Here is a 25,272-nt window from a genome sequence, read left to right as displayed (position 1 = left end):
CACCATGCAAGCTGCGTCGTGTGGTCATCGTGCAGGGATTTCAGGGTAATTTCACGAAACCTTGGCCACGGACCGACCTCACATGCGGCAGCTCGACGCCAATTCACGAAAATTCCGCGAAAACACCTTTTGGTGCATGCATTTGGTTCGGCCGCCGCTTAAAATTGGCGATCGGCCACGAATCGACCTGAGCATTTATGCCCGTCCGCCAGCTGCCAGAGACCATCGTCAACCGCATCGCCGCCGGCGAAGTGGTCGAGCGCCCCGCGAGCGTGGTCAAGGAACTGGTGGAGAACGCCATCGATGCCGGCGCCAGCCGGATTGACATTTTCACCGATGGCGGCGGGCGGCGGCGGATCGGCATCACCGACGATGGCAGCGGCATGACTTACGGCGATCTCGCGCTGGCGGTAGATCGCCATGCCACCTCCAAGCTCGACGACGAGGATCTCTTGCGCATTCGCACGCTGGGGTTTCGCGGCGAGGCGCTGCCATCGATCGGCGCGGTCGCGAAGCTCGGCATCACCACGCGCCACCTCAGCGAGCCGCATGCCTGGTCCCTGGCGGTTGAAGCCGGCGAGAAATCCGGCATCATGCCGGCGGCGCTGTCTCAAGGCACCCGCGTCGAGGTCAGTGATCTCTTTTACGCAACGCCGGCGCGGTTGAAATTTCTCAAGACCGACCGCACCGAGGCCGAAGCGATCCGCGAAGTGGTGCGCCGCCTCGCGATGGCGCGGCCCGACATCGCCTTCACGCTGGCCGGCGAGGAGCGCGCGCCAATGACATGGGCCGCCGCCCTGCCCGGCGCCGCCGGAAGGCTGACGCGGCTTGGCGATATTCTGGGCGCGGATTTTCGCGGCAGCGCCATCGAAGTGCGCAGCGAGCGCGAAGGCGTGGTGATCGAAGGCTTTGCCGCCGCGCCGCCGCTGACGCGGGCGAACGCGCTCGGGCAATATCTGTTCGTCAACGACCGGCCGGTGCGCGACAAACTCATCCTTGGTGCTGTGCGCGCGGCCTATTCCGACTATCTGCCGCGCGACCGCCATCCCGTGGTGGCGCTGTTCGTGACAACCGATCCACAGGAGGTCGATGCCAATGTACATCCGGCCAAGACCGAGGTCCGGTTTCGCAATGCCGGCCTGGTGCGCGCGCTGATCGTGCACGCGCTGAAAGACGGCCTCGCCCGCGAAGGCAAGCGCACCGCCGCCAACAGCGATGGTGCTGCGCTCGCCTCGTTCCGTCCGTCATTCGCGCCGCGCCCCGGCAACTGGGACTGGCGGCGCTCGCCGGCCTATCCGACCGGCCCGATGCCGGCCTTCGAGGGCTCTGCGGCGCCGGCCTTTGCCGAACCCGGACAGGCCGCATTCGACGTCGGCACACCCACCGCCGACGTGCGTTTTCAGGAAACAGCGCCAGCCGATCTGCTCGACCGCCCGCTGGGCGCAGCGCGAACGCAAATCCACGAGACCTATATCGTGTCGCAAACCCGCGACGGCCTTGTTGTGGTGGACCAGCACGCCGCGCATGAGCGCATCGTCTATGAAAAGCTCAAAGCCTCATTGGCCCGCAACGGCGTGCAGCGGCAGATTCTTCTGATTCCGGAGATCGTCGAACTGGATGAGGCGACGGTGGAAAAACTGATCGCGCGCGCCGAAGAGCTGGCGTCGTTCGGGCTGGCGATCGAATCCTTCGGCCCCGGCGCGGTCGCGGTGCGCGAAACGCCGTCGCTGCTCGGCAAGACCAATGCCGGCTCGCTGCTGCGCGATCTCGCCGAGCACATGGCGGAATGGGATGAGGCGCTGCCGCTGGAACGCCGGCTGATGCACGTCGCGGCCACGATGGCCTGCCACGGCTCGGTGCGCGCCGGCCGCCGGCTCAAGCCGGAAGAGATGAACGCACTGCTGCGCGAGATGGAAGACACGCCGAATTCCGGACAGTGCAACCACGGCCGGCCGACTTACGTGGAATTGAAGCTTTCAGATATCGAGAAGCTGTTCGGGCGGCGTTGAGGCAAAGCGCTTCCGCACACTCAATGGTTATCGCCCGGCTTGACCGGGCGACCCAGTATTCCACCACCGTCAGTGATTGAATCGAGAAGTCTCGGCGTACTGGATGCCCGCCTTCGCGGGCATGACGGGAGGTAGTTGCCGCGTCACCGCGCGCGCAAAAACACAAACTCCGTATCGTCATACGCACGTCGTTCCAGTTCCTCGAAACCGTCCGGCGCGGCAAACTCCGCCGCCTTTGCTTCCTCCACCACCAGGAGCGCGCCCGGCGTCAGCCAGCCGCCATCGCGCAGCGAGGCCAGCGCCTTCTCGGCGAGCTGTTTTGCGTAGGGCGGATCGAGGAACACCAGCGAGAACGGCTCGACGGGATGCGCGGGGCCGAGATCGGTGGCGTCGCGGCGGTAGACCTTTGTCACGCCGCCCAAGCCCAGCGACTCGACATTGCTGCGCAACAGCGCGCGGGCTTCGGCGCCGTTATCGACGAACAGCGTAAACTTCGCTCCGCGCGAGACGGCTTCGATGCCAAGCGCGCCAGTGCCGGCAAACAAATCGAGCACCCGCGCGTCTTGAATCGGATCATCGTAAGCGTGGATCAGGATATTGAACACCGACTCGCGCAACCGGTCCGCGGTCGGGCGGATGTCGCGCGACGACGGCGACGCGAGGTTGCGGCCCTTCAATCGCCCGCCGACGACGCGCACTAGAAGGTCTCGTCATGCCCGGCCTTGTGCCGGGCTTCCACGTCATTAAACGGTCGCTGCGAACAAGATGTGGATGGCCGGGCATCGGCGAGCGGAAGCGACGCCGTCCTTCGGACGGCTGTGCCCGGCCATGACGCCTTTTTCCGAGTTGGCGGTATCATTCCAACCATCGAACGTCACTCATCCCGCGGCTTCAGATCGCGCTTGCCGTGATAGCCGCGCTGCGGACGGCGCGGCGGCCCGTAGCCGTTGGCTTCGGCCTCGTTGCGGGCGCGGGCTTCATCGCTGCCGGTGCGCTGCACCAGCACGCGGCGGCCCTTGCGGTCAGCGATCAGGCCGCTCTTGCCGGCCGGCTTGAACGGCTTCTTGCCACGCGGGGCAGGATCGTCGACCGAATTGTCACTCGCTTCCCCCGGCATCGGCCGGTTGAAATCAGCACCCGCCAGCGCAGCGATTTTTTCGCCGAGCTGCTCGCGCAGCACGCGGGTCTTGACCTCCTCGACCTGGCTTTCGGCGAGTTCACCTAGTTGAAACGGTCCATAGGACACCCGGATCAGCCGGTTCACCTCGAGGCCGAGATGCGCCAGCACGTTGCGGACTTCGCGGTTCTTGCCCTCGCGGATCGCGAACACCAGCCAGACATTGGCGCCCTGATCGCGTTCCAGCGTCGCATCGATCGGACCGTATTTGACGCCGTCGACCTCAATGCCCTTTTTCAATTCGTCGAGCTGCGCCTGCGTCACTTCGCCATGAGCGCGGACGCGATAGCGCCGCAGCCAGCCGGTATCGGGCAGTTCGAGCGCACGCGCCAGGCCGCCATCATTGGTCAGCAGCAACAGGCCTTCGGTGTTGAAATCGAGCCGGCCGATGCTGATCAGCCGCGGCAGGCCTTCCGGCAGATTGTCGAACACCGTCGGCCTGCCTTCCGGATCGGCATGGGTGGTCATCAGCCCGCGCGGCTTGTGATACATGAACAGCCGCGTGCGCTCGCGCGGCGGCAATGGCTTGCCGTCGACGGTGACGACGTCGTTGGCGGTGACGTCGAGCGCCGGCGAATTGATGACGCGGCCGTTGACGGTGACGCGGCCCTGCACGATCCATTCCTCGGCATCGCGGCGCGAAGCCAGCCCTGCCCGCGACACCACCTTGGCGATGCGCTCGCCGGATTTCTTTTCGCGTGGCGGACGCGGCGGTCGCCGCTCGTCAGGCATGCGCTCGCGATAGGCGCCGCGGCCGCCGAACGCGGGGCGCTTGGTAAAGATCTTGCTGTCGTCCTCGTTGTCGCGGCGCGGCCGATCGGCATTGCGGTCGAACGATCGCGCTTCGCTGCGCGGGTGCTCCTGCCAGCCGCGCGCTTCGCGCGGACGATCGAATTTCGGACGGTCCTCATGAGGACGATCGAAACGGGCCCTATCGCCTTGCGGCCTGTCGACCCGCGGACGGTCATCGCGACCTTCCCGGGGACGATCGAACTTCGGCCGCTCGCGGAACGGGCGGTCGCCCGAGGGGCGATCCTCGCGCGGCCTGTCATAACGGGGCTTGTCAAAGCGCGGCTTGTCGAAATTCCGCTCGCCTTCACGTTTTGGTCTCGAATTGCGGCCCGCGTGGTCGGGCGAACTGGCGTCGCGCTTCTGCCACGGCTTGGACTCGCCACGATCAGGACCGCGCTCGGAACGGTTGCCAAAATCCTTCCGAGGGCCACGGTCAGGCGCACCGCGGGAAAATTTCTTCTCGCCGCCAAATTTTCTGCCAGAGCCTTCGCCGCGTGGCGTATAGGGTCGCTTTTCACCGCCACCATCACGCGGCGTATAGGGCCGCTTGTCGCCAAACTTCTTGTCGGAGAACCGGGCGGCGGGCCTGGCATCGCTGCGATCAGAGCGGGGTGCGCGGTCGTCGCGATTGTAATTCGGGCGATCGCCGCGCGGAGAATACGGCCGCTTTTCGCCGCCGCGATCGTCGCGCGGCGTAAAAGCGCGCTTTTCGCCACTGCTGCGCGACGGACGATCGGCAAAAGCTCGATCGCCGCGGGGACGGTCATCCCTGTTGGAGCGCGGCGGACGGTCGGCAAAAGGCCGATCGTCGCGAGAACGCGGCGCGTCATCATAGTCACGGCGCGGCGGAGCGCCTTCGCGTTTGCCGGCGTACGGTTTACCCGAGCCTGCATAGGGCTTCTTGCCATAGGATTTGGCGCCATCGGGCTTACCGGCATAGGGGCGCTTGCCGCCATCGCTTTTCCCGGCGAAGCCGCGCTTGGCGAATTTCTTGTCGGGTCCCCGGGCCGCGCCGGAGCGGCCCTTACCGCCCGAAGGCCGGTCACGCCGGCCGCGGGAATCGTTGTTTTTATCGTTATCGCGGGGCATGAATGGTCTCGTTTCGAGTACAGATGAAATGGCAATCAGGCTGATGCGGACAGGCTGGCATGACGATAACGCGCGCGCTCTTTGCTCGAGGCGCAGTCTCACGCAAAACCGGTATCCACTTTTGCTGAATGGGATTCTAATAGCAGGGTTTGACGAGCGTTACGAGGCATGACCGCACCATCTTTCATGGATTTGGCACTGAAAGCCGCCGAAAACGCCGGAAAATCGGGCGAAGTGCCGATCGGATGCGTGATCGTGCTTAACAACGAGGTCATCGCCGCGGCCGGAAACCGCACATTGACCGACCGCGATCCGACCGCGCATGCCGAAATCCTCGCGATCCGGCAGGCCACCGGGGTCGTCGGCGGCGAGCGGCTGGTCGATTGCGACCTCTACGTCACCCTGGAGCCGTGCACGATGTGCGCAGCCGCGATCTCGTTTGCGAGGGTAAGGCGGCTGTACTACGGCGCGGCCGATCCCAAGGGCGGCGCGGTGGAGTCCGGCGTGCGGTTCTTCGCGTCGCCGACCTGTCATCACGTCCCCGAGGTCTATTCCGCGGTCGGAGAGAGCGAGTCGGCCACGCTGTTGCGGGAATTTTTCAAGGCGAGACGGTGAGCTAAACGCAATGCGCGACTCAGGCTCTGCTGTCATCATCCGCGAAAGCGGATGATCCAGTATTCCAGAGCGCTGGTGATTGATCGAGAGGCCGCAGCGTACTGGATACCCGCTTTCGCGGGTATGACGCGGGTGATTTGTAGTCTGCTTTCCGGTTACGAACCCGCAAAAAATTCCTTCAACGCCCTCGCCGTTGCGTCCGGATTTTCCTCGGTCAGGAAATGACCGGAATCAACCGGCGCGCCCGAGACGTTGGTCGCCCATAGCTTCCAGGTGTCGAGCGGCGTTGCCGCGGCACTGGCAACGCCGACGTCGCCCCACAGCACCAGCGTGGGGATCGTGATCTGCTTCCCCGCATCGCGATCCGCCTTGTCGATTTCGAAGTCAGCGTAGGCGCCCGCGCGGTAATCCTCGCACATCGCGTGCACCCGTGAGGGATCGCGGAACGCGGCGAGGTAATGCTCCAGCGCGTGGAAATCGATCGCCTCGAGCGTTTTGGATTTGGTCTGGCTTGCCATCTTCTGCTTGAGGAAAAAATCGGGGTTGCCGCCAATCAGCATTTCCGGGAGCGGAAAAGGCTGCGCCAGAAAGGTCCAGTGATAGATTTTCAGCGCGTAGAGCCGATCCATCCGCGCCCAGTAATCATAGGTCGGCAGAATATCCAGCACCGCGAGCCGCGACAGCCGGCCGGGATGATCGAGCGCGAGGCGATAGGCGACGCGGCCGCCGCGATCATGCCCAGCGAGTGCGAAATGCACATGGCCGAGTTGTTCCATCGCCTCGATCATCGTCTGCGCCATCGCGCGCTTGGTATAGGGCGTGTGATCCCTGTCGCTCTCCGGCATATCCGACCAACCATAGCCCGGCAGATCCGCGATGATCAGCGTGAAGCGGTCGGCAAGCTGCGGCGCCACGCGGTGCCACATCATATGCGTCTCGGAAAATCCGTGCAGCAGCAACAGCGGCGGCCCCTTGCCGCCGACACGGGCAAAGATGCGTCCGGATTTGGTATTGATCCACTCGGAAGCGTAGCCGGGAAACAGGTCGGCGAGATCGGGCACGGTGCATTTCCTTCATCGTCGCATCACGGTTGCGCCAATTCCGCGTCCCGGGTTTCCGTCGATATGGACGCGGCCAATCCGGGCTAGGAACCTTGCCACCAACTTCAACAACAAGCCAGAACCAGGCAAACCTCCGATGTCGGACGCATCGCGGAGCCTGTCATCGGGCGCGCATTCGCGCGACCCGGTGGCGATACTCTTCGGCATAAGTGCGGAATGTAGCGCTGCTAGCTTCCTTTGCGCTCCCAATCCACCGCCTGCCAGCCGATGTCGCGGCGGCAAAAACCTTCCGGCCACCGGATGCGATCGACGGCCTCATAGGCACGCCGCTGCGCCTCGCTGACTGAATTGCCGGACGCGCAGACGTTCAGCACGCGGCCGCCATTGGCCAAAATATGTCCGTCCTTCGATACCGTCCCGGCGTGGAAGATTTCCACGCCCTCGACACTGGCCGCGTCTTCCAGTCCCTCGATGCGGGTACCCTTGGCGTATTCGCCGGGATAGCCGCTCGCCGCCATCACCACCGTTAGCGCGGCGTCGGGAAACCAGCGCAGGTCGAAATTCTTCAGCTGCCCGTCGCAGGAGGCCAGCATCGCCGGCACGATATCCGACATCATCCGGAGCATCAGCACCTGGCATTCCGGATCGCCGAAGCGGACGTTGTATTCGAACAGTTTCGGGCCGGCCGGCGTCAGCATCACGCCGGCATAGAGCACGCCGCGAAACGGCGTGCCGCGCGCCTTCATCCCGGCGACCGTCGGAAGAATGATCTTGGCCATGATCTCGGCATGGATTTCCGGCGTCACGAAAGGCGTCGGCGAATAGGCCCCCATGCCGCCGGTGTTCGGCCCCTGGTCGTGGTCGAACACCCGCTTGTGGTCCTGCGCCGAGGCGAGCGCAATCGCGGTGTCGCCGTCGGAGAGCGCAAAAAAGCTGATCTCGCGGCCGGACAGAAATTCTTCGATCACCACTTCCGCGCCGGCCGCGCCGAACGCGCCATCGAACATCATGGCGATGGCGTCTTCGGCCTCACGCAAGGTCTGGGCGACGACGACCCCCTTGCCTGCCGCAAGCCCGTCGGCCTTGACCACGATCGGCGCGCCCTGGGCGCGGACATAGGCCAGCGCGTCGGCCGCATTGGTAAAGCGGCCATAGGCGCCGGTCGGAATGCCGAATTCAGTGCAGAGTGCTTTGGTAAATCCCTTGGAGCCCTCAAGCCGCGAAGCTTGCTTGCTCGGCCCGAACGCCCTTATGCCGGCGCTGGCGAGGTCGTCGACGATCCCGGCCGCGAGCGGCGTTTCCGGGCCGACCACGACGAAGTCAACGGCGTTGGTCCGGCAGAAATCGATCACCGCGGCGTGGTTGGCGATATCGAGCGGCACGCATTCGGCCTCCCGCGCGATGCCGGCATTGCCCGGCGCGCACCATAGCTTCGTCACTAGTGGCGAGGCGGCGATTTTCCATGCCAGGGCATGTTCGCGACCGCCGGAACCGAGCAAGAGGATGTTCATGAATGCAGCCGGATCAGGGTGTTGCCGCGATGATGCGCCGGGTTTAGCATGGCGCTGGCGCGCTGCAAGAATCGCCCCCGATCAGGTGTGGATATGTGCCTGCCAGCCGTGGGTGCCGCGCGAGGCGCCTTGCCCGCCATTCCAAAAAGCCCGAATCGATCACCAGATGACCCTAGCTGAAGCCTTGATCAACGCGCCGGAATTCACGGTGTCCGAGCTGTCCTCCGCCCTCAAGCGGACGGTAGAGGACGCCTATGGGCATGTCCGGGTGCGCGGCGAAATTTCCGGCTTCCGCGGGCCACACTCCTCCGGGCACTGCTATTTTGCGCTGAAGGACGACAGCGCCAAGATCGAGGCGGTAATCTGGAAGACCGCCCATGCCCGGATGCGGTTCAAACCGCAGGAGGGCCTGGAGGTCATCGCCACCGGCCGGCTCACGACCTATCCCGGCTCCTCGAAATATCAGATTGTGATCGAGGCGATCGAGCCCGCAGGCATCGGCGCGCTGATGGCCCTGATGGAAGAGCGCAAACGCAAGCTTTCCGCCGAAGGACTGTTCGACGAGGCGCGCAAGCAACTCTTGCCATGGCTGCCGGAAGTGATCGGCGTCGTCACCTCGCCGACCGGTGCGGTGATCCGCGACATCCTGCACCGACTGCAGGACCGCTTTCCGCGCCGTGTGCTGGTGTGGCCGGTGCGGGTGCAGGGCGAGGGCTCAGCCGAACAGATCGCAGCTGCGATCCGCGGCTTCAATGCGTTGCCAGAGGGCGGCAGGATACCGCGGCCGGATCTCCTGATCGTCGCGCGCGGCGGCGGCTCGCTGGAAGATCTCTGGTCGTTCAACGAGGAGATCGTGGTCCGCGCCGCCGCAGATAGCATGATTCCGCTGATCTCGGCCGTGGGCCACGAGACCGACATCACGCTGATTGATTTTGCCGCCGACAAACGCGCGCCGACGCCAACGGCGGCGGCGGAAATGGCAGTCCCGGTGCGTAGCGAGCTGTTCGTCGAGGTCGCAACGTTGGGGCGGCGGACGATGCTCTGCTGGCAGCGCGGACAGGAAGGCCGCCGCAACGAATTGCGCGCCGCCGTGCGGGCGCTGCCTGGGGCGACCGAACTGCTCGCGATCCCGCGGCAGCGGCTGGATGGCGCTGCCGCTTCGCTACCCCGCGCATTGAAAGCCAATACCCATCTCCATTTCCGCCGCTTCGCTGCGACCAGCGCACGGCTGACCGTGCGGGTGCTGCGGGGCCAGGTCGCGCAGGCCAACCACCGGCTGACCGTGTGCGGCGAACGCATGACGCATTCGGCCCGGTCGCTGCTGCGAAACCGCCGGGATCGCTATGCCGGGCTTGAGATCAGGCTGAAGGCTTCAAAACTCTCCAACGCGAAGGCGCAGCGCCAGGCCATCGCGCGCGACCGCGAGCGCGCGCTGCGCCTGGCCGAACGCGCCCGGCGCGCGCTCGACATGGCGATGCAGCGGCTTCAGGCGCGTGTCACACATAGCGGCCAGTTGCTGGGAGCGCTGTCGTATCGCAGCGTGCTGACGCGGGGCTTCGCGCTGGTGCGTGACGAGCAAGGCCACGCCGTGCACGCCGCAGCCGGCGTCGGACCAGGTGCGCGGCTCGATCTGGAATTTGCCGATGGACGCGTCGCGGCCACGGCGGACGCGGATCGGCCGGCGGTGGCGCGCCCGGCGAAGCCGGTTGCCAGCGAGCCGAAAGCCGCCCCGCCGAAGCGCGTCAAACCGGCCGGTCAGGGAAGCTTGTTTTAGAGGATGCGCTTTCCCTACCGTGCCTGCAGGGGTGGGTAGGAAATCATTACCGCGCCAGCCATTCCGCGACGCGCTTTTGCGAATCGGCGCGCGCCTGGGGATCGGTGCCGAGATGGCCGCGTTCCGGCAACGTGGCATCCGATGTCCCGGCAATCGCGTGAGGCGGAAAATTCGCGCGGTCGAAATCGTGATAGGCACCGGGATATATCACGATCCGCGCCAGCGCGCTGCGCCCACGCGCTCCGTCGACCATCTGACGGCAGGCGGGCGGCGAACTGACGTCGTCATTGGCGCCGATCAAGACCAGCGTCGGGATGCGGGCGCTCCATCCCAGACCCGACGAGATGCGGCAGTCCGGATAAAATGCCACGGCAGAGCGGAAGTCCGGCTCGAGATTCCGCGACGGCAATTGCGGGCGCACCGCCCACAGCAAAGCGCTCGCGCCGTTCGCCCATCCCAACAGGCTGATGCGGTTCCGGGCGGTCCAAGCCTGCTGCACCAGCCATTGTCTCGCTGCCATGATGTCCGCGACCCGTTCGCGACGGGCGAGTACGTTACGCTCCCTGACATTGACGCGGCATTGTGGGCCTAATCCGCGCGAACCATAGCTGTCCGGCAGCAAAACCGCGTTGCCGCCTTTCAGCAATTGCTCGGCCCAATCGCTATAGCGTTGCTGGATCGCCTCGGAATCGCCGGCCAATCCGTCACACCCGTGCAGGGCGATTACCACGGGAAACGGGCCGTCGCCGTCGGGCTTGTAAAGCTGCGCGTACAATGTGCCGCTGCGTGAGGAAATGTCGACCTGGCGCGGAGCAGACAACGGCGCGGCGTCCGCGGCAAAAGCCACGGCAAATTGCGTCAGGAATACGATTGCTGACAGAAAGCGCATCGAATTTGCCGGGTCGCTATGGCGCTTTTGAAACAGCATTCCATGTAGAGGCAGCGTTCCATCTGGGCTGACGGTAACATGTGCCGAAGGCTGTAATTCATCACAAATCGGTGGGCTTCGGGCGGACACCACGCCCTATTTATGATAGATCGCGCTATTAAAGTATTAAAGTCCGGTAAGAGTAGCCGGGGGTTGGTCGGAGAGTTCAACTTTGCTGAATAAGTTCGGGCCCTCGGGTCACGGCGAAGCGCAAGTGCAATATCTGGATGGCGATTTCCGCGTGATCTCGCCGGGAACCTATGTGCGTTGCGCGGTGACCGATGCGCGAATACCCCTCGACGAGCTGAAGTACTGGAGCGTCGATCTGCAGGAGGCCTATGCCATTCCCAGTGCGGTGCTGCAGCGGCATTTTCCCGGCGCGCTGAAGACGCAGGCTGAAAAACCGTAGCGATCATCGTTTTCGTCGCCCCGGCGAACGGCGAAGCGCATGACCAGTAATTTTGCGCTTTGCCACGCTACGCATCGTTTCTGAATTTTTTCTGACGCGCTTGAAACAAGCGCTCTGACACAAATTTCCGCAGTTGTCCGGCGCCACCGAACTCAAGCGTTACCGCGAATGGCACAATCTCTTTTGCCCAGGCCGGAGGACCCTCGGCCGTCTGCAGCCGCGCCAAATCCTTTTCCGTTGTTACCAGCGTCAGCGCATCGCGTTTCGCTTCAGCGATCAACGTTTCGATCTCGCCCTTCGAAAACGGATGATGATCGGCGAAGGCGCGCTCCCGGACGACTTCGATTGCGCAGGCGCGCAGCGTCCTGAAGAATCGGCAGGGATCGCCGATCCCGGCGAAGGCCAGCACGCGCTTGCCGCGCAGCGACGCCACTGATGCATCGCTCGCTTTAAGATGTGCCGAAAACACCGGCTTGCCCTGCGCGGCGATCGCGGCAGCAACCGGCTCAGCCGCGGCTCCATCGCCGACGACGATCAACGCGGCGGTGCGGGCGAGTTGCGGCGGCAGCGGCGCGCGCAAGGGACCCGCCGGAAACACTCGGCCGTTGCCAAGGCCACGATCGCCGTCGATCACGATCAGCGCGGCATCCTTGGCAATCGCCGGGTTCTGAAAGCCGTCGTCCATCAAGATCACGCTGGCGCCTTGTGATTTTGCCAACGCGGCACCGGCGATCCGATCGCGCGCGACGACCACCGTGACGGTTCGCGCCAGCATCAGCGGCTCGTCGCCGACATCCGCTGCCGTGTGCCGTTCGGGATCGACCTTGATCGGGCCGCGCAATTGCCCGCCATAGCCGCGACTGAGCACGACGGGCGTCTCGCCGAGATGGCGCAGCAGCTTCGTTAGCGCCAGCACCGCAGGCGTCTTGCCGGCGCCGCCGACATGATAGTTGCCGACGCAAAGCACGGGGATGCCGGTGTCAAGACCCTTGCGCGCCAATCGCTGCGCCGTGATCACTCCATACAGTGCGCCGAGCGGCGTCAGTAACAACGACAACAATGACGACGGCCGGTTCCAGAAAGCCGGCTCACGCATCCGCCGCTCCCATTTCGAGCCGCAACTGAAACAAATATGGCTCGCGCGCTGCGAGTGTGCGGTCGAGCGCTCCGCCAAGCTGTTCCACCACGCGCTCGGAGGCCGCAACCGTCGACTCGCGCGCTACCGGATCGGCCAGCAACCGGCCGAGTTGCTTCACCAGCGCCTGCTGCGTGTCAGCCCGCCTGGCGCCGCCCGCGCTGTCGAGCGCCTCGTAAATATCGGTGAAATTGAAGACGTGAGGGCCATGGACAATCGACGCGCCGAGCTTGACCGCTTCGATCGGATTCTGCCCACCATGTTCGACCAGTGAGCCACCCATGAACACGATCGGCGCCAGCCGGTAGAACAATCCCAGTTCGCCCATGGTGTCCGCGACGTAGATGTCGGTGGTCGCTATCGGCAATTCCTCGCGCGAACGTAAAGCCACATGCAGGCCGGAATCCGCGATCGCGCGGGCGATCGCTTCGCCGCGCGCGGGGTGCCGCGGCACGATCACGGTCAAGAGCGATGGAAAGTATCTTGCCAGCGACCGGTGCGCTTCAACCAGAATGTCCTCCTCGCCCGGATGGGTCGACGCCGCCACGATGATCGGGCGGCCGCGCGTCACCGCCATCAACCGCTCCAGCTTGGCGGAGTCGGCGGGCGGCGCCGGAACGTCCAGTTTCAAATTGCCCGTGATGATGACGTTGCGGCTGCCGAGCGCGGCAAAGCGCTCCGCATCGGCATACGATTGGGCGAGGCAAACGTCGAACCGGCCAAGCAGCGCCGAGATTGTGCCGGCAACCCTCCGCCAGCGCGGAAACGAGCGATGTGACATCCGGCCATTGATCAGGACCATAGGCAGACGCCGCGCCGCGCTCGACAGGATGAGATTCGGCCACAAATCGGATTCGATAAACAGCGCGAGACTCGGCCGCCAGTGATCGAGAAAGCGTGCGACATAGCGCGGCGAATCGTACGGCACATATTGATGGATGATGTCGGCGGGAAACCGCTTGGCGACGATGGCCGCCGAGGTCACCGTCCCCGACGTCAGCAGGATGCCGATATTCAGCGCGCGCAACTTCTCGATCAAGGCGGCCGCGGCCAGCACCTCACCGACGCTGGCGCCGTGAATCCAGATTAGCGGTCCGAGCGGCCGGTCGTCCCGGCTCACGCCGCGCCGCTCGCCGATCCGCGCGGGGTCTTCCTTGCCCTGCTTCAACCGCCGCTTGATCAGCGCCGGCGCCAGCGGCACCATCGCGACCGACAGCGTCTGGTAGAGGCGCAGCGTCATCGGCAGGGAGTTAGCCATGACCCGCCTCTTCCGGACGGCCGACCTGCGCATAGGCGCGACGGGTCGCGTCGTTCAGGGTCGCCTCCAGCTGCGCGCGCAGCGTTTCCATCATCTCGGCATCCGCGTCGGGCGGAACCACGATTATGTCGCCTCCCACCAATGCGCCTCGCCCGAATGGCAAATTGATGGTGGTGTGGTCCCAGTTGTTCAGGCGGACGAAACGGCTGGTCGCCATCGCAAATGGCATGATCGGCCGTCCAGATTCCCGCGCCAGCATGATGATGCCAAGGCCCGCGACCCGCGAGCGCTTCGGCACGTCGGCGGTTAGCGCGACGTTATAACTTTCTGCAAGCGCGCGCACCATCTCCTTGAACGCACCGACGCCGCCTTTGCGGTGAAACGCCGATCCGTGATCGCCGGAGCCGCGGATGGTGCCGATACCAAGCCGTTCGGCGGCGATGGCGTTAAATTCGCCGTCGCGGTGCATCGAGATCAGCACCTTGCCGCGATGGCTGTCCTTTGTCTTGATGAAGGGCGTCAAGAAATGCTGGCCGTGCCAGAACGCGAAGATCGCCGGTTGCTGTGGCTCGGCGAGTGCATAGACGTCCGGAGGATCGAAACTGAATCTGTTGGTCAGCCAGACCAGCCGCAGAAACTCGGCCGCGAGAAAACCCAGCGCGCGCTGAAGCCAGCTGCTGCGCAGCACATTGCGAATGAGTCTTTTCAACTGGCGGGCTTCGTGTCTTGACCCGGATCGAGCAGCCGGTGGAGATGGACGACGAAATAGCGCATGTGGGCGTTGTCCACGGTTTGCTGCGCCTTCGCTTTCCAGGCCGCGTAGGCGGTCGCGTAGTTAGGGAATACGCCCACGATCTCCACCTGATCGAGGTCCTTGAACGTCGTGTGCTCCAGGTCGGTCAGCTCGCCCCCAATGACGAGATGGAGCAATTGCTGGGCATTATCTGACATGATTCCTTTTCCTGACGCGATGCCCGGCAAGCAAAATTCCCGACCCGCATTGAGGCCGCTCAAGACAACGGACGATTCCGAAAATGCTCGACAATCCGTGCATGACGGTCGCGCCCCGCTGCCACTAGCGCCCCGTGCGCAACCTCCCGGCGATTATATGATATCGCATCCCCCGAAAGCGTAGTCATAGTACCATTCGCTTCCTGCACGATCAAATTGGCCGCGGCAAGGTCCCAGTCGCGGCTCTGGCCGCCTGCAAAAGCCGCATCGAGGCTTCCCTGCGCCACCCGGCACAGCCGGAGCGCCAGCGATCCGATTCGGGGGTGCAGGACAACCTCTTCGGATGGCTTTCCGAGCCGTTCGACAAGGGGCTTTGGACCGGCCATACGGGAAAAATCCAGCTCAGTGCCGGGCGTCGCGTAAACCGGCACGTCATTGCGCGCGGCACCCTGCCCGCGCACGGCAAAGAAAAACTCATCGCTGGCCGGCGCGAACACCGCCGCCAGCACGGGTGAAGCGCCCTCGACCAGCGCCACGCTCACGCACCAGTCTTCGCGGCCGGCGAGATAACCGCGGGTGCCGTCGATCGGATCGACGATCCAGACCAGGTGTTTGCCGAGACGCGCTTCGTCGTCGACGCTTTCTTCCGATAGCCAGCCATAATCCGGCGTGGCTGACCGCAGCCGGCTCTCGAGGAGGTCGTTGACGGCGATATCGGCTTCGGACACCGGCGAGGATGCACCCTTGGTCCAGTTTTTCAGTTCGGTACCGAACAGCGATAACGCCAGCGCGCCCGCCTCCCGCACCGTATCCTTCAGCAACGCGGCGTCACGCGCCAAAACCTTGTTGTGCACGCTGCCGGCGCTAACGTCCGCCAAGCGTCAATCCTTCGATGCGCACCGTCGGAGCATTCACGCCATAGCGGAATTCCAGGTCGTTGGCGGGCACCATCGATTTGAATATCTCGAGCAGATGACCGGCGATCGTCACCTCGCTTACCGCATAGGTGATTTTGCCGTTTTCGATCCAGAAGCCGGATGCGCCGCGACTGTAATCGCCGGTCACGCTGTTGACGCCGGAGCCGATCAGGTCGGTGACGTAAAATCCCTGCTTGATATCGGACATCAATTCAGCCGGCGTGGGCTCACCCGCTTCGAGATGCAGATTATACGGCCCCGGCGACGGTGACGACGATACGCCGCGGTGGGCGTGGCCGGTCGTGACCAGTCCGAGTTCCCGCGCGGTCGCGCAATCCAAAAGCCACGTCGTCAGCACGCCGTCATCGATGATGGCGAGCTTTTTGACCTTGACGCCTTCGGCATCGAACGATTGCGAGCGCAAGCCGCGCGGGCGCAAGGGATCGTCGATGATGCGGATGCTCTTCGCGAACAGCTGCTGGCCAAGGCGGTCTTTCAGGAAACTGGTCTTGCGCGCGATCGAGGCGCCGTTCACCGCGCCCACCAGATGGCCGACCAGCGAGCCGGAAACCCGGGGGTCGAACACCACAGGCACCTTGCAGGTCTCGACCTTGCGCGGATTGGCGCGGGCGACGGTCCGCTCGCCGGCGGTGCGGCCGACGCTCGCGGGCGATCTGAGGTCGGAAGCGTGCGGCGCTGACGTGTAGTCGTAGTCGCGCTCCATGGCGGTGCCGTCACCGACGATGGCGGTCATCGAGATGCCCTGGCTCGAACGCAAGTAGGAGCCCTGGAAGCCGGTAGAGGTCACCAGCACCATGCCGCCAATTCCCGCCGACGCCGACGCGCCGCCCGATTTGCTCACGCCCTTGACGGCGAGCGCGGCCGCCTCCGCTTCGCAGGCGCGGCGTTCAAGCTCTGATGTCGAGGGGATGTTGGGGTCGAGCAGATCGAGGTCGGGGAAATCGCGCGCCAGCAGCGACGGATCGGCGAGCCCGACATATTTGTCGTCGGGCGCGACGCGCGCCATGGCGACCGCGCGTTCCGCGAGCTTGGCGACGCCATCGCCGCTGACGTCGTTGGTTGAGACCACCGCCTGGCGCTGCCCGACCAACACGCGCAAACCGACATCATCGCCTTCCGAGCGCTCGGATTCCTCGACACGTCCGTCGCGCACCTCGACGCCCTGCGAAATGCCGCGCACCGCGACCGCGTCGGCGGCATCCGCGCCGGCGCGCCTCGCCGCCTCGACGAGGCGCTGTGCCAGCGTGCTCAGGGCGGACTGATCGAACAGGCCGGAGGTCGCGGCGTCGGATGAAGCCGGCGAAGCGGCTGATGGTGAAGAGATCACGAATAAAATCCCGAGGATTAAGGCAAATCGAAACGGGCCTGAAGGCAGACCGACGAACCCCTGAGATGTGCCCAATTCACGCGTACTTCAAGCATTATCAGCCGCCCAAAACGAAAGAATTTCGATGACACCGCAAGCTCTCGTCAATCATGTGAGCCAAGGTCTTGTCAATCATGCGGGCGAATGCCGGGCTAGTGACGTCAGGTTAACCAGCCTTTTTAAGCGATTACGGACGCGGTTCTGGCAAGGTCTTGCGCATCGACCGGGGAACATAATCTCGGCGGGGAGACAAGGCCGTGAGGCGTCAAACAGCAATAAGCGGGATCAATCCCGCCGGGTCGAGCCGCGCATTGCGGCTCGACCCTCTTTCTTTACCCGTCAGCTTCGATGCCCACGACACACGTGCAGACGGCGGCGTGCGGCAAATCGAACTTCACCGCGAACGCGTGGTCCTGCGCCGTGCCATCCAGGGCATGCGGATGGCAGTCAACGTTCGCGTGCGCGATTTTCTCGGCGTGGCGCTGCGCGGCATCGACGATGCCCAGATGCTTGTGCTGGTTCACCGCGATCCGTCCTTGACGATTCCGCTGTGCGTCAGCTCCGACCGCGACGAGATCGCAGCCGCGTGGCCGATGTGGAGTGACATTTTAGGGCTTCCGCAATTGCCGGAAGACAAAGCGCGCGAGCCCGCGCCGCGGCGCCGGCGTCACAACGCGATCCGGGTGCGGCGGCCGAAATTCCTGGTGCGGCGGCGCGGCGGCGATCTGCTCAACCCCGCCAATATTCATCAAGGCGAACGCGAGATCATCGCGCCGGATTAGCCGAAGTTCTTCAAGGTCGCAGGCCGCCATGCCGCCCTATGTGTGGCTGATCGTCTTTCATCCCATCCTCGTCACGCTTCTCGCCCTCATCGCACTTGTTCTTCTTCTCAGATGGCAGGCCCTGCCGCGGGCGCCTGGTCTCGCTCTGCGCTTCTGTGAATTGCAAAAGAAGAATGGCGACCTGCAAGGCGCTTCGTACGCAATGCAGCCGTTAGCCCGTCTGTCACTGCAGCGATCGCTGCCACAGCAGAGGGAATGGATTGCTTCGTCGCTTCGCTCCTCGCAATGACGGCGGAGAATGAAGCCGTCATGCCCCGCGAAGGCGGGGTATCCAGTACGCTGCGACCTATCGGTTCTATCACTGCTGCCTCTGGGATACTGGATCACCCGCCTGCGCGGGTGATGACGACTGAATATGACTTCGCGATCTCGCGGCGTGGTTCGCCCGAGGTTTGCTTTTGACCTTGCCCCCTGAAACAGAGGGCGCAGGGAAAACCGGGTGCGCGCTGCACCCGCGGTCTCGCGTGCAAATGCACATAACAAAACGCACACGAGCATACAGGTTCAGCGGAAGCAATCCGGCCTTCCCTGCGCAGTGGTGTTACAGCTTACTTCGTGCTCTCCCCGGTGACCGGGCTTTCTTGCCACCGTCGCCGGCGGATACTTCCGCCAACTTGACGCCAGCGTCGGGGCGTCAGGACCACACGACTTCACCGTCCGCTGCACGCACGTTCGTCTGACGTGCTGCCGCGGCCACCGCAACCTGCCCCAACGTTTGTGACGATGGCCAACGCCCCTCTGGCGGGACAGGATGTCGCGAGTCTTAGCGGTGATTTGCCCGACGGGTTAAGCGAAAAATTTTTGCGAAAGGGGATGGACAGGAAATTGGGGTGATTTGCCCGTCGGGCAGTTTCGGCGCATTGGGTTTTGTTTCGACCCGTCATTTCGGGATGCGCCTTCGGTCGGCAATTGCCGACCTGAGGCGACAGGCCCAAAATCCATTTCGCCGTTGCTCCGTGATGCGCGCGTGGGCGAGCCACGCCGCGCAACGCAACTCAATAGCGTGCGCTCACCACCACGGACGCCGGATTGAAGTGATAGTTGACGCCGAACTTGATCAGGTGCAGGTGCTGCGGCATTCCGAACTGACCGAAATCAGCGATCGATCCTGCGTTGAGCGGAGTGTTGATGTTCTGGGTGCCCGTCGCCGTGAAATTCTGCGCCAGCGTCTTGATATAATCGTACTCGAGTTTGGCCGACCAGTTGCCGCCAAGGGCGTATTCGGCGCCGGCGCCCGCCACCACGCCGGTATGCAAGGCTTTTGCACTCAGGTCGAAGACAAAGCTGCCACCTGGGCCGGATGTGTTTCGAGTAAACGTGTGCCTCTCGTCCGCCAGCGCGGCGCCCGCCTTGCCGTAGACCAGCAGCCGGTCGCCAACCACGAAACCGGCACGCGCCGCCGCGATCGCAAGCCAATTGACGTTACTCTCCAGGCCCAGCGTCCTGGTTCGTCCCGCGCCTAAATCAGTGAAGCTTGTCTGACTGCCTTTGATGCCGGTCCACATCCATTCGCCTTCGACGCCGAAGACGAATGCGCCGGCCTGCGCGTTGACCCCGACGGTGCCGCCGGCAAGCCATCCGTTCGCGTCATACTTTCCGATTTCGGGGTTCGTCGGAACGAACGCATCGGGCCACTCGTGGTGGCCGAAGCCGTATCCACCCTGCACGCCGACATAGGCGCCCGACCAGTTGTAGCCCGGTGCAGCCCGCGCCGGCGCCAGAGCCGTCTGGATTCCCCCAAGGCGATAGTTCACGCCGACCTTGGCGACATGGAACGCCTGCTCGATCTGCAGCTGGTCCGCAACGGGAGTCACAACGCCAGCAAAGGTCTCGCTGCCATTAACTCCTATCGCTCTGGTCCCGAGATGGATGTAGTCGTACTCGGCCTTGACCGACCAATTATTCCCTAACGCATACTCGGTTCCGAAGCCGACCGTCGGAGCCCATCGATATTCACTGCCGCTGATAGAGATGACTACTGAAGAAGCAGGCTGGGGCGGAAAGTTGAATTCATTGGAGTTCAAAGAATGCGTTTCATGGGCGACGGCGAGGCCGCCCTTGGCATAGACGAACCAGCGGTCGGCGGCCAACCCGGCGCGCCCCGTGAACGTCACCAGGCCATCGATTTTCGATCTCGTGTTGTAGTCCGTCTGCACTCCAAAGAGCGGCCCGTTGAGGGAAAACGACTGAGAACCACCGATGTTCGCCCACGATCCATCAAGTTCGAGGCCGAACACCAGGCTGCCGATCTGCTTGTTGATTCCGATCTGCCCGCCGCCGAGGAAACCTTTCGCCGTAAAATCGGCACCTAGCGCGTCGGCGGTCCAGTCGTTCATGGCGCCACCGTAGCCGGCATGCAAACCGATATAGACGCCGCTCCAGTCGTAAAAGACGGGCGCAATCGGCGCCGCCTTCAGCGGCAGGTCGGCGGCGAAAACTGCGCCACTTGGAACGGCGCCAAGCGCCGCAAGGGTCAGCCAGAGGCCGGGTGTTCGGATGCTCATCTTGCTGCCTTGCTGCCCTAAAAAAAGAAATCCATACCCCCTTACCTTAGCAACTTCACGAGCAAGGGATGTACCTGCATGGCAACACTCGGGGAAATTGAGCCCGCGCCGCGGCGCCGGCGTCACAACTCGATACGGGCGCGGCGGTTGAAATTCCTGGTGCGGCGGCGCGGCGGCGATTTGCTGAGCCCCGCCAACATTCATCATGGCGAGCGCGAGATCATCGCGCCGGATTGATCGCCTTGTTGCTGTAAGGCCGCGCGCTCAGATCTCGTCGTGCGAATGATGCGCGCGCGGGCGAGCACCGAAGCTCAACGCACCTCAGTTCAGTAGCGTGCGCTCACCACGACCGGCGTCTGATTGAAGTGATAGTTGATGCCGAACTTGATCAGATGCAGGTCCTGCGGCATTTTTTCGAACTGACGGAAATTAGCGATCGGTCCTACGAGGGGCGGAACGTTAAAGCTCTCGGTGCCAGTCGCGGTGAAGTTCTGCGCCAGCATCTTGATATAATCGTACTCGAGTTTGGCCGACCAGTTGCCGCCAAGCGCGTATTCGGCGCCGGCGCCCGCCACCACGCCGGTATGCAAGGCTTTTGCGCTCAGGTCCAAGGCGGAGCTGGAACTGCTTGCATTAATCGTATGCCTCTCGTCCGCCAGCGCGACGCCCGCCTTGCCGTAGACCAGCAGCCGGTCGCCAACCACGAAACCGGCACGCGCCGCCGCGATCGCCAGCCAATTGACTTTACTCTCCAGGCCTAGCGTCGTGGTTTGTGCCCCGGCAAAGATGGTTGTCTGACTGCCTTTGATGCCGGTCCACATCCATTCGCCTTCGACGCCGAAGACGAAGACGCCTGTCTGCGCGTTGACCCCGACGGTGCCGCCGGCAAGCCATCCGTTGGCGCCATACTTTACGATTTCAGGGCGCGCCGGAACGAGGAAATCGGGCCACTCGTGGTGGCCGGAGCCGTATCCACCCTGCACGCCGACATAGGCGCCCGACCAGTTGTAGCCCGGCGCAGCCCGCGCCGGCGCCAGAGTCGGATCCGTCTGGATTCCACCAAAACGATAGTTCACGCCGACCGTGGCGACATGGAGTGCCTGCTCGATCTGCACGTCCTGCGCAACGGGAGTCACAACGCCGGCAGCGGTTCTGGTGCCATTAACTCCGATCGCCCTGGTTCCCAGATGGATGTAATTGTACTCGGCCTTGACCGACCAATTATTCCCTAACGCATGCTCCGTTCCGAAGCCGACCGTCGGAGCCCATCGATACTCACTGCCGCTAAGGGAGATAACTCTTGGAAAAGGTCCGGGCGGAAAGTTGAAATTATTGTTGCTGAAAGAATGCGCTTCATGCGCGACGGCAAGGCCGCCCTTGGCATAGACGAACCAGCGGTCGGCGGCCAACCCGGCGCGCCCCGTGAACGTCACCAGGCCATCGATTTTCGATCTCGCGTTGTCGTCCGTCTGCCCTCCAACGAGCGGCCCGCCCAAGGAAAGCAACTGAGAACCGCTGATGTTCGCCCACGATCCATCAAGTTCGAGGCCGAACACCAGGCTGCCGATCTGCTTGTTGATTCCGATCTGCCCGCCGCCGAGGAAACCTTTCGCCGTAAAATCGGCACCTATCGTGTCGGCGGTCCAGTCCTTCATGGCGCCACCGTAGCCGGCATGCAAACCGATATAGACGCCGCTCCAGTCGTAAAAGACCGGCGCAATCGGCGCCGCTTTCAGCGGCATGTCGGCGGCGAAAACCGCACCACTCGGAACGGCGCCAAGCGCCGCGAGGGTCAGCCAAAGGCCGGGTGTTCGAATGCTCATCTTGCTGCCCTAAAAATCAAGAAACTTCCGTGCGCGCGTAAGCGTTGTGCCGCGCCATCAAAACCCAGGCCCATGTCGCTGAAGATATCGTCGTGCAACATGAGCCGGGTCCCCGGCCGCGCCGCGTCAACCGTCCGGTTGACATCACAAGAAAAGGGAACGGTGTGTCGCCGAAGGCACAGCCGGTCGGAGCCAGCCGCGATTTGTTATCGGCGGACGCACGCGAAACCGCACTTGGAGGTCGCGGCGCAAATTTGTTCAAACGTTTCTTGAAAGATTGGCCGTGCGCGCGCTCCGTGTGGAGTCGAATTCGCGTCGCTTCATTCGGCCAACTCGTCGGCAGACGCTATAGCATCTGGAGCCACACCACGTGCGACAAGATGCGCGGAGAACGGTAAATCAGACTACTCGGATCACCGCATCCGCGAGCAATCCCGCAAACAGCAGCAGCCCGGCTTCGCGGTTGGATTTGAAAATCCGCAGGCACAATGCCGGGTCGCTGATCTCCAGTCGCCTGATTTGCCAGGCGAGATGCAGAGCGAATGCGGCAAGCCCGGTCCACGCCGGCCAGCGCGCACCGGCCAGCACCAATGCCACGCCGATCAAAACCACCGCCAGGGCGTAAAACACCATCAGCGCCTGATGCGTGCGTTCGCCGAACAGCCGCGCGGTCGATTTGATTCCGATCAGCGCGTCGTCCTCGGCGTCCTGATGGGCATAGATGGTGTCGTAGCCGATCACCCAGGCGATCGAGCCGGCGTAGAGCGCCAGCGCCGTCGCATCGATCCGCCCCTGCATCACCGCAAACCCCATCAGCGCGCCCCAGGAGAACGCCAGCCCGAGCACGATCTGCGGCCACCAGGTGATCCGCTTCATGAACGGATAGACCGCGACGATCGCCAGCGAAGCGATGCCGGTTGCGACTGCGAAACGGTTGAATTGCACAAGCACCGCAAGACCAATCAGCGCCTGAACGACGAGGAAGGCCATCGCCTGCGGCACGCTCACCTGACCCGCCGGTATCGGACGGGACCGCGTCCGTTCCACCAAGGCGTCGAGGTCGCGATCGGTAATGTCGTTCCAGGTGCAGCCGGCGCCGCGCATGACGAATGCGCCAATGAAGAACAGCGCAATAGCGAGGGGCAATTGGCCGATGCTGCCGGCAACGCCGGCAGCCAGCGCCGCCGACCACCAGCAAGGCATCAGCAATAGCCAGGATCCGATCGGCCGGTCGAGACGGGAGAGCCGCAGATAGGGCCGCGACCACTGCGGCGCGCGGGTATCGACCCAGTTGCCGGTCGCGTCGGCAACGCGGGTCGGCGCGCCGTTCATGCCGTCCGCATCATCGCGTGAGGACGTTGCCGTTCAAGGTATCGAATGTGCTGCCGCCCTTTTTTGTGGGCGTGGCCTCGGGGAGCGCTGCCGAAGAGCCCAGCACTTCGCTAAGACTCGGACCGGCCGGTCCCCTCTGCTGCTGTTGCTGCGCTACGGCGCAGACCTTCTTCTGCATGGCCTCGGTGTTCTTGTGGCCGTTCTTCAGCTGATCGGTTACCTGCCCGGGAATCCCGCACTTCGCTGCGTGGGTTTCGACATATTTGATCATCTTGGTCTCGGCCTGGCTGAAATTCCCGATCAGCTTGCAGGCCTCATCGGGAGACGCGTGCCGATCGCCGGCCGCCTTGATCAGCTTGCCGCGCTTCTCGGCCTCTTCGCGCAAGGGAATGAAACCCTTCATGCAGTCGTCCGCGGCGCCCGCCTGCGGGGGCGGAGCCGGGCTGCGCTCGAACCCAGAACCCGTGATCGGCGCCGCACCATGAACTGGAAACGAACTCGGAGCGACGCCCACGGAAGCGGTCGGAGCTGTGCCATTCACCGGCGGAAATGGCGAAGCGTTGCTCGGAGCGGCTTGACCGGGCAGCGGCGCCGGAAACGCCCCTTGCGCAAAAGCCTGACCAGCGTGGACAGCAAGGACGGCTGCGGTCACGGACACAATCAAGCGGTGGATGATCAAGGCTGTTGCTCCGGCAAGGTCCAGTGGTCTCCCAAAAGTTTTCGCGACAGGAGAGCGATTCCGGTAGGGCTTTTTACGATCCTTGCCGGCGCTTAACAAGCCGTGGAATTTGGCAACAGCGCGGCGTAGAGCCGCGCCGAACGGCAATAATTCGGTTAATTCGAGCCCTCACAGCACGATCAGCAAGAACAAGTCCGGTTTTGCGTCCGATCGCGCTCTAAATTATCAAATGGGCGCACGATCTTATCGCCAAACCGCTTACACTTTGGCGGATCATGCGCGGCCAAAAAGCTGCGGATTGGAACGTTTGACCATGCCTCAACTCGATTTTCGCAGTCCCCGCCTGTTCGTCGATGCCGCCTTGGCCGTGGGCGAAACGGTCACCCTTGAGCGCAGCCAGAGCAATTATCTCGGCAATGTGCTTCGGCTTTCCGCGGGCGATACCATTTTGGTGTTCAATGGACGCGATGGCGAATGGCGGGCTGCGATCGCTGGGCGCAAACGGCCCGACAGCCTGAGTGTTGTTGCCCAGACCCGGCCGCAGGATCGCCTGCCCGACCTCGCTTACGTCTTTTCGCCGCTGAAACATGCCCGGCTCGACTACATGGTGCAGAAAGCGGTCGAGATGGGGGCCTCATCCCTGCAGCCGGTTTTGACCCGCTTCACCCAGGTCGCCCGGGTTAACGGCGAGCGGATGCGCGCCAACGTTATCGAGGCCGCCGAGCAGTGCGGCATCCTGAGCCTGGCGACGGTCACCGAGCCGGTGACGCTTGATCGCTATCTGAGCCAGCGCGACGCGCAGCGTCTGCTTGTGTTCTGCGACGAAGCGGCCGAGACCGCAAACCCGTTACAAGCCCTGCAGAGCGGCCGATCGCCTTCAGGCGGAATTGACATCCTGATCGGCCCCGAAGGTGGTTTTGCCGAGGAAGAGCGTGCTATTCTGATGCGGCAGCCGCGTACCGTGAGGCTTTCTCTGGGCGCCCGGGTGCTTCGCGCCGACACCGCGGCGGTGGCCGCGCTGGCGCTGGTGCAGGCCGCGCTCGGCGACTGGACCGGAGCCGCCCCGGGTGGCTAGGTTG

The 25,272-nt window shown here is 63.7% G+C and carries 23 protein-coding genes; 8 read left to right on the top strand and 15 right to left on the bottom strand.

Features of this window, described 5'->3' with window-relative positions:
- Window positions 1-197 precede the first annotated feature (197 nt).
- Complete coding sequence (gene mutL / locus N554_RS0109840; protein WP_029583314.1) at window positions 198-2,009, top strand: DNA mismatch repair endonuclease MutL; 1,812 nt, start codon at window positions 198-200, stop codon at window positions 2,007-2,009.
- A gap of 143 nt (window positions 2,010-2,152) precedes the next feature.
- On the opposite strand, the gene rsmD is transcribed toward mutL, so the two are convergent.
- Window positions 2,153-2,707, bottom strand: coding sequence for a 16S rRNA (guanine(966)-N(2))-methyltransferase RsmD (rsmD, locus tag N554_RS0109835; RefSeq protein WP_029583313.1), 555 nt, complete (start codon window positions 2,705-2,707; stop codon window positions 2,153-2,155).
- 176 nt (window positions 2,708-2,883) lie between these two features.
- Window positions 2,884-5,067 carry a pseudouridine synthase gene (locus N554_RS0109825; RefSeq protein WP_029583312.1) on the bottom strand — a complete coding sequence of 728 codons (2,184 nt, stop codon included), beginning with the start codon at window positions 5,065-5,067 and terminating at the stop codon, window positions 2,884-2,886.
- A gap of 168 nt (window positions 5,068-5,235) precedes the next feature.
- Between N554_RS0109825 and N554_RS0109820 the strand changes: the two genes are divergently transcribed.
- Complete coding sequence (locus N554_RS0109820) at window positions 5,236-5,682, top strand: nucleoside deaminase (protein WP_029583311.1); 447 nt, start codon at window positions 5,236-5,238, stop codon at window positions 5,680-5,682.
- A 155-nt stretch (window positions 5,683-5,837) separates the two neighbouring features.
- Here the strand turns inward: N554_RS0109820 and N554_RS0109815 are convergent, their stop codons facing one another.
- Together N554_RS0109815 and purD are read right to left on the bottom strand one after the other, a co-directional pair.
- Window positions 5,838-6,743 (bottom strand): alpha/beta fold hydrolase, encoded by a 906-nt coding sequence (locus N554_RS0109815; protein WP_029583310.1) that lies wholly within the window; start codon window positions 6,741-6,743, stop codon window positions 5,838-5,840.
- 227 nt (window positions 6,744-6,970) lie between these two features.
- Window positions 6,971-8,254: a phosphoribosylamine--glycine ligase gene (gene purD / locus N554_RS0109810; RefSeq protein WP_029583309.1), complete on the bottom strand. Its 1,284-nt coding sequence runs from the start codon at window positions 8,252-8,254 to the stop codon at window positions 6,971-6,973.
- Window positions 8,255-8,420: 166 nt separating this feature from the next.
- Here purD and xseA point away from each other — a divergent pair, with 166 nt between their 5' ends.
- Entirely contained in the window at window positions 8,421-10,028 is a 1,608-nt protein-coding gene (gene xseA / locus N554_RS0109805) for an exodeoxyribonuclease VII large subunit (protein ID WP_029583308.1), read from the top strand.
- Between the two features lie 46 nt (window positions 10,029-10,074).
- Here xseA and N554_RS0109800 read toward each other — a convergent pair whose 3' ends face one another.
- Window positions 10,075-10,917 carry a dienelactone hydrolase family protein gene (locus tag N554_RS0109800; RefSeq protein WP_029583307.1) on the bottom strand — a complete coding sequence of 281 codons (843 nt, stop codon included), beginning with the start codon at window positions 10,915-10,917 and terminating at the stop codon, window positions 10,075-10,077.
- 211 nt (window positions 10,918-11,128) lie between these two features.
- On the opposite strand from N554_RS0109800, the gene N554_RS0109795 reads away from it, so the two are divergent.
- Window positions 11,129-11,365: a DUF2093 domain-containing protein gene (locus tag N554_RS0109795; protein ID WP_029583306.1), complete on the top strand. Its 237-nt coding sequence runs from the start codon at window positions 11,129-11,131 to the stop codon at window positions 11,363-11,365.
- 67 nt (window positions 11,366-11,432) lie between these two features.
- Here N554_RS0109795 and lpxK read toward each other — a convergent pair whose 3' ends face one another.
- The 6 genes from lpxK to N554_RS0109765 are packed head-to-tail and all read right to left on the bottom strand — an operon-like array spanning window position 11,433 to window position 16,974.
- Window positions 11,433-12,461, bottom strand: a complete 1,029-nt coding sequence (gene lpxK / locus N554_RS0109790) for a tetraacyldisaccharide 4'-kinase (protein WP_029583305.1) — start codon at window positions 12,459-12,461, stop codon at window positions 11,433-11,435.
- Complete coding sequence (locus N554_RS0109785) at window positions 12,454-13,791, bottom strand: 3-deoxy-D-manno-octulosonic acid transferase (protein WP_029583304.1); 1,338 nt, start codon at window positions 13,789-13,791, stop codon at window positions 12,454-12,456. The genes lpxK and N554_RS0109785 overlap by 8 nt, the downstream gene beginning before the upstream one ends.
- Window positions 13,751-14,467 (bottom strand): lysophospholipid acyltransferase family protein, encoded by a 717-nt coding sequence (locus tag N554_RS0109780; protein ID WP_029583303.1) that lies wholly within the window; start codon window positions 14,465-14,467, stop codon window positions 13,751-13,753. Before N554_RS0109780 ends, N554_RS0109785 begins: the two co-directional genes overlap by 41 nt.
- On the bottom strand, window positions 14,464-14,709 hold the full coding sequence (locus tag N554_RS0109775; RefSeq protein WP_029583302.1) for a DUF4170 domain-containing protein: 246 nt from the start codon (window positions 14,707-14,709) through the stop codon (window positions 14,464-14,466). The genes N554_RS0109780 and N554_RS0109775 overlap by 4 nt, the downstream gene beginning before the upstream one ends.
- 59 nt (window positions 14,710-14,768) lie before the next feature.
- Window positions 14,769-15,587, bottom strand: a complete 819-nt coding sequence (locus tag N554_RS0109770) for a 3'(2'),5'-bisphosphate nucleotidase CysQ (RefSeq protein ID WP_029583301.1) — start codon at window positions 15,585-15,587, stop codon at window positions 14,769-14,771.
- Window positions 15,574-16,974: a TldD/PmbA family protein gene (locus N554_RS0109765; RefSeq protein WP_029583300.1), complete on the bottom strand. Its 1,401-nt coding sequence runs from the start codon at window positions 16,972-16,974 to the stop codon at window positions 15,574-15,576. Before N554_RS0109765 ends, N554_RS0109770 begins: the two co-directional genes overlap by 14 nt.
- 296 nt (window positions 16,975-17,270) lie before the next feature.
- Here N554_RS0109765 and N554_RS0109760 point away from each other — a divergent pair, with 296 nt between their 5' ends.
- Together N554_RS0109760 and N554_RS0109755 are read left to right on the top strand one after the other, a co-directional pair.
- Window positions 17,271-17,795, top strand: a complete 525-nt coding sequence (locus tag N554_RS0109760) for a DUF6101 family protein (RefSeq protein ID WP_029583299.1) — start codon at window positions 17,271-17,273, stop codon at window positions 17,793-17,795.
- A gap of 28 nt (window positions 17,796-17,823) precedes the next feature.
- Window positions 17,824-18,084 (top strand): hypothetical protein, encoded by a 261-nt coding sequence (locus N554_RS0109755; RefSeq protein ID WP_029583298.1) that lies wholly within the window; start codon window positions 17,824-17,826, stop codon window positions 18,082-18,084.
- A gap of 766 nt (window positions 18,085-18,850) precedes the next feature.
- On the opposite strand, the gene N554_RS0109750 is transcribed toward N554_RS0109755, so the two are convergent.
- Window positions 18,851-20,359: an outer membrane protein gene (locus N554_RS0109750; protein WP_029583297.1), complete on the bottom strand. Its 1,509-nt coding sequence runs from the start codon at window positions 20,357-20,359 to the stop codon at window positions 18,851-18,853.
- 78 nt (window positions 20,360-20,437) lie between these two features.
- Here N554_RS0109750 and N554_RS40915 point away from each other — a divergent pair, with 78 nt between their 5' ends.
- Complete coding sequence (locus tag N554_RS40915) at window positions 20,438-20,596, top strand: hypothetical protein (protein WP_197033527.1); 159 nt, start codon at window positions 20,438-20,440, stop codon at window positions 20,594-20,596.
- A gap of 89 nt (window positions 20,597-20,685) precedes the next feature.
- Here the strand turns inward: N554_RS40915 and N554_RS0109740 are convergent, their stop codons facing one another.
- The 3 genes from N554_RS0109740 to N554_RS0109725 form a co-directional block, all read right to left on the bottom strand.
- Window positions 20,686-22,182 (bottom strand): outer membrane protein, encoded by a 1,497-nt coding sequence (locus N554_RS0109740; protein WP_029583296.1) that lies wholly within the window; start codon window positions 22,180-22,182, stop codon window positions 20,686-20,688.
- Between the two features lie 399 nt (window positions 22,183-22,581).
- Window positions 22,582-23,514, bottom strand: coding sequence for a 4-hydroxybenzoate octaprenyltransferase (gene ubiA, locus N554_RS0109730; protein ID WP_029583294.1), 933 nt, complete (start codon window positions 23,512-23,514; stop codon window positions 22,582-22,584).
- Between the two features lie 10 nt (window positions 23,515-23,524).
- Window positions 23,525-24,190: a hypothetical protein gene (locus N554_RS0109725; RefSeq protein ID WP_029583293.1), complete on the bottom strand. Its 666-nt coding sequence runs from the start codon at window positions 24,188-24,190 to the stop codon at window positions 23,525-23,527.
- Between the two features lie 316 nt (window positions 24,191-24,506).
- On the opposite strand from N554_RS0109725, the gene N554_RS0109720 reads away from it, so the two are divergent.
- Entirely contained in the window at window positions 24,507-25,268 is a 762-nt protein-coding gene (locus N554_RS0109720; protein ID WP_029583292.1) for a 16S rRNA (uracil(1498)-N(3))-methyltransferase, read from the top strand.
- Window positions 25,269-25,272 lie beyond the last annotated feature (4 nt).

Source organism: Bradyrhizobium sp. URHD0069 (assembly GCF_000701345.1).
GTDB lineage: Bacteria > Pseudomonadota > Alphaproteobacteria > Rhizobiales > Xanthobacteraceae > Bradyrhizobium.
The sequence above is the reverse complement of the archived record's forward strand: the minus strand, read 5'-3'. Positions and strand labels throughout refer to the sequence as shown.

Bases quoted from the DNA above. Each gene is read 5' to 3' on its own strand.
- xseA (WP_029583308.1), top strand. From the start codon at position 8,421: ATGACCCTAGCTGAAGCCTTGATCAACGCGCCGGAATTCACGGTGTCC.
- N554_RS0109800 (WP_029583307.1), bottom strand. From the start codon at position 10,917: ATGCGCTTTCTGTCAGCAATCGTATTCCTGACGCAATTTGCCGTGGCT.
- N554_RS0109750 (WP_029583297.1), bottom strand. From the start codon at position 20,359: ATGAGCATCCGAACACCCGGCCTCTGGCTGACCCTTGCGGCGCTTGGC.
- N554_RS0109785 (WP_029583304.1), bottom strand. From the start codon at position 13,791: ATGCGCAGGTCGGCCGTCCGGAAGAGGCGGGTCATGGCTAACTCCCTG.
- lpxK (WP_029583305.1), bottom strand. From the start codon at position 12,461: ATGCGTGAGCCGGCTTTCTGGAACCGGCCGTCGTCATTGTTGTCGTTG.
- N554_RS0109820 (WP_029583311.1), top strand. From the start codon at position 5,236: ATGACCGCACCATCTTTCATGGATTTGGCACTGAAAGCCGCCGAAAAC.
- N554_RS0109825 (WP_029583312.1), bottom strand. From the start codon at position 5,067: ATGCCCCGCGATAACGATAAAAACAACGATTCCCGCGGCCGGCGTGAC.
- ubiA (WP_029583294.1), bottom strand. From the start codon at position 23,514: ATGAACGGCGCGCCGACCCGCGTTGCCGACGCGACCGGCAACTGGGTC.
- purD (WP_029583309.1), bottom strand. From the start codon at position 8,254: ATGAACATCCTCTTGCTCGGTTCCGGCGGTCGCGAACATGCCCTGGCA.
- N554_RS40915 (WP_197033527.1), top strand. From the start codon at position 20,438: ATGGCAACACTCGGGGAAATTGAGCCCGCGCCGCGGCGCCGGCGTCAC.
- mutL (WP_029583314.1), top strand. From the start codon at position 198: ATGCCCGTCCGCCAGCTGCCAGAGACCATCGTCAACCGCATCGCCGCC.
- N554_RS0109740 (WP_029583296.1), bottom strand. From the start codon at position 22,182: ATGAGCATTCGAACACCCGGCCTTTGGCTGACCCTCGCGGCGCTTGGC.
- N554_RS0109755 (WP_029583298.1), top strand. From the start codon at position 17,824: ATGCCGCCCTATGTGTGGCTGATCGTCTTTCATCCCATCCTCGTCACG.
- N554_RS0109775 (WP_029583302.1), bottom strand. From the start codon at position 14,709: ATGTCAGATAATGCCCAGCAATTGCTCCATCTCGTCATTGGGGGCGAG.
- N554_RS0109720 (WP_029583292.1), top strand. From the start codon at position 24,507: ATGCCTCAACTCGATTTTCGCAGTCCCCGCCTGTTCGTCGATGCCGCC.